The sequence below is a fragment of the Thermopolyspora flexuosa genome, assembly GCF_006716785.1.
In the GTDB taxonomy this organism is placed as follows: domain Bacteria; phylum Actinomycetota; class Actinomycetes; order Streptosporangiales; family Streptosporangiaceae; genus Thermopolyspora; species Thermopolyspora flexuosa.
In genome coordinates this window covers 1,738,748-1,751,269 of sequence record NZ_VFPQ01000001.1, presented here as the reverse complement: position 1 = coordinate 1,751,269, position 12,522 = coordinate 1,738,748, and the positions used below count along the sequence as shown (strand labels likewise).

The following is a 12,522-nucleotide window of genomic DNA, read 5'->3' as shown; positions in this document are numbered from 1 at the left end:
TCCGTCACCACCACCGCTGCGTCACTGTCACTGCCGGTCGACCAGTTCGGCGAAGTCGCGCTCGTTGCGTTCGGCGCTGCGCACATAGAAGTATCCGACGAGCGTGAACAACGGGTAGATGAGCCCGCCGAGCAGCAGCCACGGCAGCGGAACGCCGAGCACCTCGACCGCGCGCAGCTTCGGCACCAGCAGGAACAGCAGCGGCAGGCCGCCCACCACGCAGCCGAGCAGCGTGCACACGAACAGGCCGAGGCGCAGCTGCGTGCGCACCAGCGAGCGCATGTAGACCTCGCCGAGCTGGGTCTGCTCGTCGATCTCCCGGGTCAGCGGGTAGCGGGGGCGACGGGCCGCGAGGGTGCGCGGGCTCGTCACCACCTGGCGGCGCGGCCGCTCGGCCGTGCGCCGTTCCGTGAGGAGCCGCTCGAAGGCGCGCTTGTCCGGCCGGTCCGCGGGGCGGGGGTTCACTCGCCCCGCCCCGGCTTCGCCCGGCGGACCAGCAGGTCACGGAGCTGCCGGGTGTGCCGGCGGCTCACCGGGATCTCGGTGTCGCCGATGCGTACGGTGCACCGCCCCGAGCCGAGGTGCAGCTCGTCGATGTGCTTGAGGGAGACCAGGTGGCTGCGGTGCACGCGGACGAAGCCCGCGTTCGCCCACCGGTCCTCGAGCACCGCGAGGGGGATGCGGACCAGGTGGCTGCCGGTGGAGGTGTGCAGGCGGGCGTAGTCGCCCTGGGCCTCCACGTAGCGCACGTCGGTGCTCGACACGAACCGGGTGACCCCGCCCAGCTCGACCGGGATGGTGTCGACCTCCACCGCCGCCCGGCTCTTGCGGTCGGGATCGGACGCCTCGCGCGTGGCGGCCCACACCCGGCGGATCGCCTCCGCGAGGCGCTCCGGCCGTACCGGCTTGAGCAGGTAGTCCTCGGCCTTGATCTCGAAGGCGTCGACGGCGTGCTCCTCGTAGGCGGTCACGAACACGACGCGGGGCGGCCGGGCGAACTGGGCGAGCAGCCTGCCGAGCACCACCCCGTCGAGCCCGCGCATGCGGATGTCGAGAAACACCGCCTCGATCGGCCGCCCTTCCGCGAGTGCCCGATCCAGCAGCCGCAGCGCAGAGGCCCCGTCACGGGCGGTGAGCACCTCCCCGATCCGGTCATCCGCACGCAGCAGGTACGCCAGGTCCTCCAGGGCGGGCTGTTCATCATCGACCGCGAGGACTCGAAGGCCGACCACTACTCACTCCCTACTGCCAACTGCGAATGCCAACGAGCGTGATGAATCCGACATGCAATGTCAACGGCCGCAGCCGAGGCCACCCACGTCTAACAGACTTACTTGACGACATCCGCACACGGTCATGTAAAGCGCACCGAACCTGTACCGACGGCAGGCCCGGGCCGGGCCGGTGCCGTACGGCGGGCCGGCTCACCTGCCCACAACCTGGGCAAACATTCCCCCAAAGGTGCGCCGGACGTGCCACCGGGCGGCATGGGCGGCGGGATCACCGGCCTGCGCACCGGCCGGCCCGCGGGTCCGCGGCGTGCTCGGCGGCCGGGAGATGCGTCGGAGGTGCGCGGAAGGCCTTCCGCCCGCGCGATCCGGCCAGGGCGGTGGTGGGCAGGAGGAAGCCGCTCGGGAGCGTCGCGCAGGACACTCGCCGGTGATCGCGGACCGGGTCGTGGCCCACACGGGCGAGGCCGAGGCCGCCGGGGTGGCGACGAGTGCCGTCCGGCGTTCCCTCCCGCCGCGGGTTCCGGCCGGGGGATCGATCCGCGGCGGGGATGCGCGGCCGCGGCCTCGGCGGACACGATTCGTGGTCCGGGGCGCCGCCGGACGCACGGGCCGATGGCAGGGATACGCCTCGCCGGCCGGTTTGCGGATCACGAAAACGGGCGGCATCCGCGCACCCGCCGGTAATCCGTCGCAGGGCCTATATGAAAACCGCCAGGCGGCCCGCCCGTCCCGGCTCTTTCCCGGCGGAAGGCACCGCCCGCCGTTCGGCCGCCCGGATGGCCGCGAGCGGCATCCGATCGCGGCGCAGCCGTACCTCCCGGTCCTGCCGAGGACCCGTATGAGCAGCGGAAACGCCCACCTTGCGGCCGCGCCGCGGCCCTGCCCGCCTGGTAAGGCCCTTGGGCACGACAGCGCCGAACTTTTCATTCCCGTTACGCCAATGTGAACCACGCGAAAACCACATGTGGCGCGATCACGACGGGGCACGGAGGCGAGTGTTCCGCGTCGCTCCCGTCCGTCCGTGCCCCATCGATCGCGACGTTTCCGACGCCGCCGGTAACCGGCTTTACCAAAGGCGAAAATGTCCCCCAAATCGCCCGGCCGTACCGCGTGGGCGGGTCAGCGGACCGAGACGCCGGGGTGGTACTTCGGCACGCGGACGTTGACCTTCGTGCCCGCGCCGATGCCGGTCTCGACGACGAGGCCGTACTCGTCGCCGTAGACCTGGCGGAGCCGCTCGTCCACGTTGCCGAGGCCGACCCCGCCCGAGCCGGAGCGCTCGTCCGGGTCACCCGCGAGGATGCGCCGCAGCCGCTCCGGATCCATGCCGATGCCGTCGTCCTCGACGCTGATGTGGCACTCCGACCCCGCGTCCTCGGCGATGATCGTGATCCGGCCGACGCCGTCCTTGCTCTCCAGGCCGTGCCGTACCGCGTTCTCCACCAGCGGCTGCAGGCACAGGAACGGCAGCGCCACCGGCAGCACCTCCGGCGCGATGCGCAGCGTCACCTGCAGCTGGTCGCCGAACCGGGCGCGCTCCAGCATGAGGTAGCGGTCGATCGAGCGCAGCTCCTCGGCGAGCGTGGTGAACTCGCCGTGCCGCCGGAAGGAGTAGCGGGTGAAGTCGGCGAACTCGATCAGCAGCTCCCGGGCCCGCTCCGGGTCGGTGCGCACGAACGACGCGATCGTGGTGAGCGAGTTGTAGATGAAGTGCGGCGAGATCTGCGCCCGCAGCGCGCGCACCTCCGCCTCCATGAGCAGCGTGCGGGAGCGGTCCAGCTCGGCGAGCTCGAGCTGCACGTCGACCCAGTTCGCCACCTCCTGGGTGGCCCGCACCAGGCCCGCCGAGGCGTGGTCGCCGTACGCGGCGAGCGAGCCGACCACCCGCTCGTCGGTGGTGAGCGGCACCACCACCGCGTACCGGATCGGGCACTCGGGCACGTCGCAGGTGATCACGTCCGGGCCGAGCACCTGGGTGCGGCCGTCCTTCAGCGTGTTCTGCGCGTGGCGGAACGCGTCCGCGGCATGGTGGTCCCCCACCCCCTCGTAGACGAGCAGCTCCTCGCTGTCGGTGATCGCGATCGCGGGCGAGCCGAGCAGCTCGCGCAGGTGCCGCGACGACTTCATCGCACCCGCCCTGGTGAGCCCGGCGCGCAGCGGCGGGGCGGCGAGCGACGCGGTGTGCAGGGTCTCGAACGTCGCCCGCTCCGCCCGCGTGCTGCCCAGGTCGCGCCGGCCCCGCAGAACCTGCCACAACACCAGTCCGGGAACGCCCACGAGGGCGGCCACTACGAGAACCAGCACCACGGGCTCCACGGGCCGGAGCCTACTCCTTGCGCGGCCCGGGCGGCACCGGCAGCCTCGGCGACTTCGTCCGCCCCGCCGTACCGCGGCCGTGCCTCACGCACCCGGAATCCCGTCGCGGTAGCCGGACGCCTGCAGGGCGAACAGCCGCGCGTAGGCCGCGAAATGAACACCGGGACGCCGGTTTCCGGGTCCGGAATGACCCGCAACGACGGCCGGAGTGCAATGGGCCCACCCGCGCCGCCCCGTCCGGTCGGTGCCCCAGGTCCCGGCCGCCCGCCCGAACCGTGCCGGGACGGGCACCTCGCCGTATCCGGGTCCGCCGTGTGCGGTCCGTCCAACGGCCTCGTCCGCCGGCCGTACGCCCGGAACCGGCCGTCCGCGACGGGCGATTGGCGAGGCACCTGCGGGGTAGTCGGGCTCTGCCGACGACCGCGCGGCGGTGCAGGGTTCCCGCGCGGCGCCCGTGGGAGGCCCGGAGATGACCGAGAACGAACCGATTTCCCCGGAGGACCCCGTCAAGTTCCGCTTGCGGGCGGGCGAGATCGGTGTCCACCGCAGTCCCGTGACCGAGCCGCTCCACCATCCGGGGTACTCCCGGAACATCGCGCCGCTCCGCTTCTGGGGCTTCGAGATCGCCCAGGAGCGGTACACCGGCAGGGAGCTGATCCCCGAGGACGACGAGGAGGAGACCGAAACCGCCCCCGAGTCGCGCACCGCCGAGACCCGCGGCCCCGCCCCCGATGAGGCCGTGCCTGCCGCGCCCGCCCCCACCCCCGGTACGGCGGGCGAACCCGGGAAACCCGCCGAGCCGCAGGCGGCCGGTCACGGCCGGCGTACCGGCCCGGCCACGCTGCTCGCGGGCCTGGCCGTGCTCGTCCTCGTGCTGCGCCGGATGCGGCGGGCGGGGCGAGGGCGGCACGCCGCAGGCGCCGGACGGTGATCCGCCGCGGGGGGCGCCGGTAGGGTCGTCGGGTGGCCGATCAGGAGCAGTGCACCTTCTGCGCGATCGTCAGGGGCGACCGCCCCGGGTGGACGGTCTTCGGCGACGAGGTGGCCGTGGGCTTCCTCGACGCCCGCCCGGTGTTCAAGGGACACGTGCTGCTGGTGCCCCGCGCGCACGTCGAGACCCTCACCGATCTCCCGGTCGAGCTGGTCGGGCCGTTCTTCCAGCGGGTGCGGGCGGTGGCGGGCGCGGTCGAGCGCGGCCTCGCGGCGGGCGGCACGTTCGTGGCGATGAACAACCGGATCAGCCAGAGCGTGCCCCACCTGCACGTGCACATCGTGCCGCGCAACCGCAAGGACGGCCTGCGCGGCTTCTTCTGGCCCCGCACCCGCTACCAGGACGCGGCCGAGGCCGAGTCCTATGCCGCGCGCATCCGCGCCGCCCTCGCGCCGGGAGCCGAGGAGGCGGCCGCTCCCCCGGCCGCGTGCTGACCGGACCGGGCGGATCAGGTGTCGACGAAGTCGGGCGGCACCATGACCCGCAGGCCGTTGCGGATGCTGCGCAGCAGCAGCGGGGTGATCTGGCGGACCTCGCCGTCCACGTCCGCGAGCAGCGGCGGGTCGATCTCCACGAGCATCTCCCGGCCGGTGACGAACGGCCCGCCCGCCAGGCTCTGCCACCGGCCCGTGGTGGCCCGGATCAGCGTCTCCACCAGCAGCCGCAGCCGCTTGCCCGAGCCGAGCTGGTACGCGGCGAGGGTGTGGTTGTCGATGCTGATGTCGCGGGCGATCTGCCAGCCGCCGTGGAACCGGCCGTTGGCGATGTTGAGCTGGTGGGTGAGCAGCTCGTGGCGGCGGCCGTCCACGGTGATCACGGCGCGGAACGGCCGGTGGTGCGGGAGGATGGTGAGCGCGGTGAGCGGGTAGGCGGCGCGGCCGAGCACCCGCTTCAGCCACGGCCGCACCGTCGCCGCGACCTCGACCGAGACGCCGAAGCTGGTGAGGTTGGCGAACGGCCGGTCCCCGGCCATGCCGAGGTCGACGTCGGCCACCTTGCCCACCCGGAACACCCGGATCGCCCGGGCCAGGTCGAGCGGCAGCCCGAGGCTGCGGGCGAAGTTGTTCGTGGTGCCGAGCGGGAGCACGCCGAGCGCGGCGTCGGTGCCGGGCACGTGCTTGACCGCCTCGCTGAGCGTGCCGTCGCCCCCGCCGACGATGAGCAGGTCGGGGTTGAGCGCGAGCGCGGTCTCGATCGTGTCGGGCAGCCGCCGCGGGTCCATCACCGCGTACGCGCCGAGCGGCCGGAAGCCCTCGGCGTGCAGCAGCCGCATCACCGCCAGGTACTTGCGCCGCCCGCGCCGGGAGTGGGTGTTCACGACGAGCGCGACCCGCCTGTCCTTGCGGATCGCCGCCGTGTGCTCCTCCTTGCTCCGTAATCCGCTCACCCTCGCCCGCCCTGCCTCCTCGACGATCCCGCGGACACGGTGCTCCTTGTGCCGGCTCATCGTGGTTCCGCTGGCCGCGGACCGGTGTCCGTACGGTCATCGTAGGCGGCGGAGGGGCCGGGCGGTCAGGGTGATGATCGATTCACCCGGTCGGGCAGGCCCCAGCGCAGGTCGAAGGCGGGCCGCTCGGAGCGGATGAGCGGCAGGCGGGTGAAATTGTGCCGCGGCGGCGGGCAGGAGGTGATCCACTCCAGCGAGTTGCCGAACCCCCACGGGTCGGCCACGGTCACCCGCCGCCCGTGGCGGGCGGTGTGCCAGATGTTGTAGAGGAACGGCAGCGTGGACAGGCCGAGCAGGAACGCCCCGGCCGAGGAGACGAGGTTGAACGCGGTGAACCCGTCGGCCGGGGAGTAGTCGGCGTACCGGCGGGGCATCCCGGCCGCCCCGAGCAGGTGCTGGACGAAGAACGTGAGGTGGAACCCGGCGAACAGCATCCAGAAGTGCACCTTGCCGAGCCGTTCGCCGAGCATCCTGCCGGTGAGCTTGGGCCACCAGAAGTAGAAGCCGGCGAACATCGCGAACACCACGGTGCCGAACAGCACGTAGTGGAAGTGCGCCACCACGAAGTAGCTGTCGTGCACGTGGAAGTCGATCGGCGGCGAGGCGAGGAGCACGCCGGTGAGCCCGCCGAAAAGGAACGTGACGAGGAACCCGATCGCGAACAGCATCGGGGTCTCGAAGGTGATGTGGCCGCGCCACATCGTGCCGACCCAGTTGAAGAACTTCACCCCGGTCGGTACCGCGATCAGGAAGCTGAGCAGGGAGAAGAACGGCAGCAGCACCTGGCCGGTGGGGAACATGTGGTGGGCCCACACCGTCATCGACAGCGCGGAGATCGCGATCGTCGCGCCGACGAGCCCGGTGTACCCGAAGAGCGGCTTGCGGCTGAACACCGGGATCACCTCGGTGACGATGCCGAAGAACGGCAGCGCCACCACGTACACCTCGGGGTGGCCGAAGAACCAGAACAGGTGCTGGTAGAGGATCGGCCCGCCGTTCGCCGGGTCGTAGATGTGGGTGCCGAGCCTGCGGTCGGCCTCGAGGGCGAGCAGCGCGGCGGCGAGCACCGGGAACGCCATCAGCACCATGATGCTGGTGAGCAGCACGTTCCAGGTGAAGATCGGCATGCGGAACATGGTCATGCCGGGCGCCCGCATGCGGATGATCGTGGTGATGAAGTTCACCGAGCCGAGGATCGTGCCGATGCCGGCGAGCACCAGCCCCATGATCCACAGGTCGCCGCCCACCCCCGGGGAGAACGTCGCGAGCGACAGGGTGGTGTAGCCGGTCCAGCCGAAGGACGCGGCCCCGTCCCCGGTTAGGAACCCGGACAGCGTGATCAGCCCGCCGAACAGGAACAGCCAGTAGCTCGCCATGTTGAGCCGCGGGAACGCCACGTCCGGCGCGCCGATCTGCAGCGGCATGATCGCGTTGGCGAACCCGGCGAACAGCGGGGTGGCGAACAGCAGCAGCATCAGCGTGCCGTGCATGGTGAACATCTGGTTGTACTGCTCGGCGTTGACGAACTGCAGGCCCGGCTGCGCCAGCTCCGCCCGCACCACCAGGGCCATCACCCCGGCGATCAGGAAGAACCCGAACGAGGTGATGAGGTACAGGTGGCCGATCACCTTGTGGTCGGTGGACGACAGCCAGTGGGCGAGGACCGCCCCCGGGCGGCGTCGCCCCCGCACCTCGACCCGGCCCGGCGGGCGCTCGACGGTGGTCACGACGCACCTCCTCGCATACCTCCGCGCCGTTCCCCCGCAGGTGGGGGGCAAACCGGCGGATCGCATGTATCAGGAGGCCACCTGGCTGCTCTGTATGAACGGATCACCTGGGCGGGGTGCCGCCGGGGCGGTGCGCGCCGGACGAAGAGGCGGTCGGCCGGCCGCGCCGCCCCGGCACACCCTCGCGCGGTGCCCACGTGACCGGAATCCACACCCCCGGCAATGCACGTGGGCACCGCACCCGCCGCCGCACGCGACGCGCGGCGGTGGCCCGGCGTCCGGCCCGCCGCCGGAACCGGTTCCGCCGAAGTCGCCGCGGGGGCCTCCGACGGAACCGCACGGGGTGGGCGCGCACCCGGCGGGCGGAGGGCCGGCGCACTTCCCCGGCGCCGGATTCCGCCCGCGGGGGCCGGTGCGGGGCGCCGGAGGGGTGGTCCGCGAACCCGCGGGGCGCGGGTCCGTCGTCTGGGTGGCAGGAGGGGGCCAGATGACGGTCTCGCGCCCCGCCCGGCACGCCACGCGAAGGAGAAGTGGTCCTCACCCACGCCGGGCGCGGCGGCCCTCGGCGGCCGTCAGACCGCGCCCATCACGGTGAACGCCCAGCCGGTGGCCCGGTGCAGCGGGTCACCGGCCACGGCGTGCCGTGCGTCGCGCATCGCCTCGGCGAGCGTCACGCCGGCGAGCAGCCGCTCGTGCAGGGCGAGCATGAGCGGCACCACCGCCTCGTCGTTCACCGGGACCAGGCAGGCGGCGAGCCCCGCGGTGCCGAGCGGGAACAGCGCCGCGGCGAGCCCGAGCAGCTCGTCCGCGCCCACCGGGGCGAGCCTGCCCGAGTCGCAGCTCGGCAGGACGATCCGGTACGGCGCGCGGCGCAGCCGCTCGAAGTCGTGCACGGTGAGCGGGCCGTCGGCCATGCGCAGCGAGGAGAACAGCGGGCTGTCCGCGCGGAACTCGCCGTGCGCGGCGATGTGCGCGAGCCAGGCCCCGTCGATCGCCTCGAGCACCCGGCCCGCCCGCGCGCCGTCGTCCCGCAGCACCCGGGCCCGGATCCCCGGGTCGGTGGCGGTGGGGCCGCGCACCGCGTACAGGTCGGCGAGGCCGGGCAGCTCGGCGGCCTCGGTGCGCAGCCCGGGGCCCGCGACGAGCACGACGTCCCGGTGCGGCGGCGGGGCGGCGGCACGGGCGGCGAGCCAGGACGTGGCGGACGGGCAGACGCTCACCGCGGCGTCGCGCAGCGCGGGCAGCAGCGTCCAGGGCACGCCGTGCAGCCGTCCGGGCGGGACGATCACGATCGGGCCGTCGCCGAGCAGGCGGGCGGCCGGGCCGAGCAGGATCTCCTCCAGGCGGGCCGCGGTCGCCTCCAGGACCGCCATGCGGTGGTCGGCCCGCCCGCCGAAGGCGAACCGGTGCAGCAGCGAGCGGGCGTGCTCGACCTCGGTGACCGCGTCGGCGAGCGTGCCCGCGGCGAACCGCTGCACCCGGCCCGCGGCGCACACCAGCACGTGCAGCCGCCCGGCCACGCTGACGATCTCCACCAGGGTGTGCGGGCCCAGCGCGCCGAGCAGCTCGCCGACGTCGAAGCGGCGGGTGCCGACGCCCTTGGCCCCGGGCACGCGCAGGGTGCGGGCGCGGATCGCGCGCTCCAGCCGCCGCTGCTCCCGGGCGAGCGCGGCCACCGGCGCGCCGGAGGACCGGGCCTCCTCCAGCCGGCCGGTGATCTCCCGGAACGCGGTGAGCTCGCTGCGCAGCTCCTGGTCCTCGGGCGGCGAGACCGGGGGTACGGCGAGCGCGGTGGCCCGCCAGCGCTCGCTCCACGCGAGCAGGTCCCGGGACGGCCGCCCGGTCTCCAGGCAGACCCGCTGGGCGAGCGCGGCGAGCTCGGCCCCCTGGGCGGCGGCGAGCGCGCGCGGCTCGGCCGCGCCGAGGGTGAGCCGGTGCTCGTCGAGCAGGTCGAGGCCGCGGCGGCAGGCGTGCAGCACGCGCCGGGCGTCCCCGGCGGCGTGCGCCCGCAGCGCCTCGGCGAGCCAGCCCTCGGCGCGCGCCATCGCCGGGCCGCGCAGCCGCCCGCGGGCCGCCTCGGCGAGGTGCCGCTCGGCCCGGGCCCGGCGGCCCAGCGCGAGCGCGGTACGGCCGGCGAGCAGGTGGGCGCGCACCGACTCGGGCGACCGCATCGCGGCGAGCCGTTCCGCGACCGCGGCCGCGTCGGCGACGAGCCTGCCGGAGACCATCCCGGCCGCGAACCGGGCCTGGAGCAGCACGAGCCGGGCGTGTGCCCGCCACCAGTCGCGTTTCTGCCGGGCGAACAGCCGGGCGGCCTGGCCCGCCCGCACGATCGCGGTGCCCGGGTCGTCGGCGGCGAGCGCGGCCCGGGCGGCGATGAGCAGCAGCTCGGCCCGGTGGGTGGCCTGCCCGACGCGCCCCTCGAGGCGGGCGATCGCCTCGTCGGCCTCGGCGAGCGCGTCGCGGGCGAGCCCCGCGGCGAGCAGCACCCCGCACCGGTAGAGGCTGAGGTCCGGCATGGGGGTGCCGAGCGCGGCGAAGCGCCGGGCCGCCTCGTCCAGGTGGCCGAGCGCCGCGGGCAGGTCGCCGAACCGGTAGGCGGCGAGCCCGCGGTTCTGCACCGCGACCGCGATGTCGTGCTCCTGGTCGGTGGTGGCCCACAGCTCCTCGGCCGCGCGGAAGTCGGCGTCGGCCTGCCGCATCGCGCCGAGCGCGAGGCCGATCAGCGCGCGCAGGGTGAGCGCCCGGGCCGTCCAGATCGTGTCGCCGGCGGCGCGCAGGATCGGCACGGCGGCACGCAGGTCGGCGAGCGCCTCCCCGTGCCGGCCGAGGATCCGGAGCGCCCCGCCGCGCCGGAACAGCACGTGCGCGGCGGTCTTCCCGCTCGCCTTGGCGGCCGCCTCGTCGAGCAGGCGCAGCCCCAGCCGGGTACGGCCCGCCTTCACGTGGGCGACGCCGAGCGTGGCGAGCACGTCGGCCTCCCGGTCCACCGACCGCGACCGGCGGGCGTACCGCAGCGCGAGCTTCAGGTGCCGGAACGCCTCGGCCGAGTCCCCGAAGTCGCGGTGGTAGATGCCGAGCACCTGGTGGGCGATCGACGCCCTATAGGGGGGCGGCGAGGTCGCGAGCCACGCTCCGGCCGCGGCGACCGCCTCCTTCGGGCGGGCGAAGACCATGTCCAGCAGGTCCTCGGGCACGGGGAGAGACGGTAGACGCCGCGTGCCGGGTTGTCCACGTTCGGTCACCGGCATGCCGATTCGGTATCGCGCGTATCAACGGCCTCTCCGGTGACTCTAAGCAAGCGAAGCACAACCATCACGGAAGGCCAATCTAATGACGACACTGCCCCCCGAAGGCGACGATCCGGGCGCCGCCCGGTTCTGGGAGCAGCTGCGGCTCGTGCGGGAGGCCGGCATCGACGTCGAGGTCGGCCCGCCGGGGGTGGAGCCCGGCTCCGGCCGCGTGCCCGAGTACGTCTACGAGCGCGGCCACCTGCTCGTGCGCGACCGGGCCGTCGCGGACGTGAACTCCCTCGTCCCCGGCGCCGAGGTGGTCGGCAGCCCGGTTCCGGGCGTGACCAAGGTGCGCATCTCCGACCCGGTGCCGGAGGTGATGGCGCGCATCGACGCGCGCATGGGGCCGAACCGGGCCATGGTCGCGCCCAACCACCTCATGTTCATCACCGGGGTCAACCTCTGCCCGGGTGACGAGCCCGCCCCGGTGCCCGCGGACGCCGCGCCGGTCCCGGCGCCCGCCGAGGGCTCGGCCGGTGCGGGCGTCTCGGTGCTCGTGATCGACACCGGCCTCGCCCGCGAGGCCGAGGACCCCGACTACCTCGCCCGGCACCCGTGGCTGTCCGGCGTCACCGCCGTCGGCGGCCACGACAACCCGGTCACCGGCGGGCGCATCCTCCACTACACGGGGCACGGCACGTTCGTCGCCGGCGTGCTGCGCTGCGTCGCCCCGGGCGCGACCGTGCAGGTGTCGAACGCGTTCGCCAGCGCGGGCGCGATCCTCGAGGACCGACTGGGCGCGGTGCTGCTCGACGCGCTGCCGCAGGACGGGCCGTGGCCCGACGTGATCAGCCTCTCCGCGGGCGCGAAGACGTGGGACGGCCGCCCGCCGCTCGGCCTGGAGCCGTTCATCGAGCGGCTCGCCGCGGGGTCCGGGACCGTGCTCGTCGCCGCCGCGGGCAACCACGGTGAGGACGTGCCGTTCTGGCCGGCCGCCTACGCCGGGACGGTCGGCGGGCGGTCCGCGCCGGTGCCGGGCGTGGTCGCGGTGGGCGCGCTGCGCGACCCGGCGCACGGGGTCGGCCGGGCCTGCTTCAGCAACCACGGGGACTGGGTGACCGTGTACGCGCCCGGGGAGCGGCTGGTCAACGCCTACCTCGACGGGGTGTACGAGTACCTGCACTCGTCGACCGCGACCTGCCGGTACGCGTCGCCGGCCCGCTATCCGGACTGCACCTGCGTCTCGCCGGCCCGCTCCGGGTCGCTGTCCGGGGCGAACCCTGCCGACCAGGAGAAGTTCTCCGGCATGGCCGCGTGGAGCGGCACGTCGTTCGCGACGCCGATCGTCGCCGGGCGGATCGCCGCGCTGGCCGCCGAGATCCACCGCGAGACCGGGGTACGGGACGCCCGGGCCGCCGCGGCGCGGCTGGTGGCCTCGCTGCGAGAGGTCACGGACTCCTCGGACGGCCTGCCGCTCCGCGTGCTGCCGTAGCCGGTGGCGTGCCGCACGGGACGTCGCCCGACAGGCCTGCCCCGGGTGGCGTTCCCGGCCACTCCCGCCGGGGTCCGCCGCCGT

Annotated in this window: 9 protein-coding genes; 3 read left to right on the top strand and 6 right to left on the bottom strand. The window is 74.3% G+C overall.

The window, feature by feature from the left end; translation table 11 throughout:
- Nucleotides 1-27 precede the first annotated feature (27 nt).
- The 3 genes from FHX40_RS07525 to FHX40_RS07515 form a co-directional block, all read right to left on the bottom strand.
- Nucleotides 28-465 carry a hypothetical protein gene (locus FHX40_RS07525; protein WP_229788692.1) on the bottom strand — a complete coding sequence of 146 codons (438 nt, stop codon included), beginning with the start codon at nucleotides 463-465 and terminating at the stop codon, nucleotides 28-30.
- Nucleotides 462-1,232, bottom strand: coding sequence for a LytR/AlgR family response regulator transcription factor (locus tag FHX40_RS07520; protein ID WP_142258944.1), 771 nt, complete (start codon nucleotides 1,230-1,232; stop codon nucleotides 462-464). Before FHX40_RS07520 ends, FHX40_RS07525 begins: the two co-directional genes overlap by 4 nt.
- A 1,119-nt stretch (nucleotides 1,233-2,351) precedes the next feature.
- Nucleotides 2,352-3,548, bottom strand: a complete 1,197-nt coding sequence (locus tag FHX40_RS07515; protein WP_142258943.1) for a sensor histidine kinase — start codon at nucleotides 3,546-3,548, stop codon at nucleotides 2,352-2,354.
- A gap of 469 nt (nucleotides 3,549-4,017) precedes the next feature.
- Here FHX40_RS07515 and FHX40_RS25015 point away from each other — a divergent pair, with 469 nt between their 5' ends.
- Both FHX40_RS25015 and FHX40_RS07505 read left to right on the top strand, forming a co-directional pair.
- Nucleotides 4,018-4,479, top strand: a complete 462-nt coding sequence (locus FHX40_RS25015) for a hypothetical protein (RefSeq protein WP_170198751.1) — start codon at nucleotides 4,018-4,020, stop codon at nucleotides 4,477-4,479.
- Nucleotides 4,480-4,511: 32 nt separating this feature from the next.
- On the top strand, nucleotides 4,512-4,973 hold the full coding sequence (locus tag FHX40_RS07505) for an HIT family protein (protein ID WP_142258942.1): 462 nt from the start codon (nucleotides 4,512-4,514) through the stop codon (nucleotides 4,971-4,973).
- 14 nt (nucleotides 4,974-4,987) lie between these two features.
- On the opposite strand, the gene FHX40_RS07500 is transcribed toward FHX40_RS07505, so the two are convergent.
- The 3 genes from FHX40_RS07500 to FHX40_RS07490 all read right to left on the bottom strand — a co-directional run bounded on the left by FHX40_RS07500 (nucleotide 4,988) and on the right by FHX40_RS07490 (nucleotide 10,910).
- Complete coding sequence (locus FHX40_RS07500) at nucleotides 4,988-5,986, bottom strand: diacylglycerol/lipid kinase family protein (RefSeq protein ID WP_170198750.1); 999 nt, start codon at nucleotides 5,984-5,986, stop codon at nucleotides 4,988-4,990.
- A gap of 65 nt (nucleotides 5,987-6,051) precedes the next feature.
- Nucleotides 6,052-7,713 (bottom strand): aa3-type cytochrome oxidase subunit I, encoded by a 1,662-nt coding sequence (gene ctaD / locus FHX40_RS07495; RefSeq protein ID WP_229788690.1) that lies wholly within the window; start codon nucleotides 7,711-7,713, stop codon nucleotides 6,052-6,054.
- Between the two features lie 572 nt (nucleotides 7,714-8,285).
- Complete coding sequence (locus tag FHX40_RS07490) at nucleotides 8,286-10,910, bottom strand: CHAT domain-containing protein (RefSeq protein ID WP_211350190.1); 2,625 nt, start codon at nucleotides 10,908-10,910, stop codon at nucleotides 8,286-8,288.
- 136 nt (nucleotides 10,911-11,046) lie between these two features.
- On the opposite strand from FHX40_RS07490, the gene FHX40_RS07485 reads away from it, so the two are divergent.
- Complete coding sequence (locus FHX40_RS07485; protein WP_142258939.1) at nucleotides 11,047-12,438, top strand: S8 family peptidase; 1,392 nt, start codon at nucleotides 11,047-11,049, stop codon at nucleotides 12,436-12,438.
- Nucleotides 12,439-12,522: the final 84 nt, after the last annotated feature.

What these genes read in the sequence shown, in the direction of transcription:
- FHX40_RS25015 (WP_170198751.1), top strand. Translation starts at nt 4,018, where the DNA reads ATGACCGAGAACGAACCGATTTCCCCGGAGGACCCCGTCAAGTTCCGC.
- FHX40_RS07500 (WP_170198750.1), bottom strand. Translation starts at nt 5,986, where the DNA reads ATGAGCCGGCACAAGGAGCACCGTGTCCGCGGGATCGTCGAGGAGGCA.
- FHX40_RS07485 (WP_142258939.1), top strand. Translation starts at nt 11,047, where the DNA reads ATGACGACACTGCCCCCCGAAGGCGACGATCCGGGCGCCGCCCGGTTC.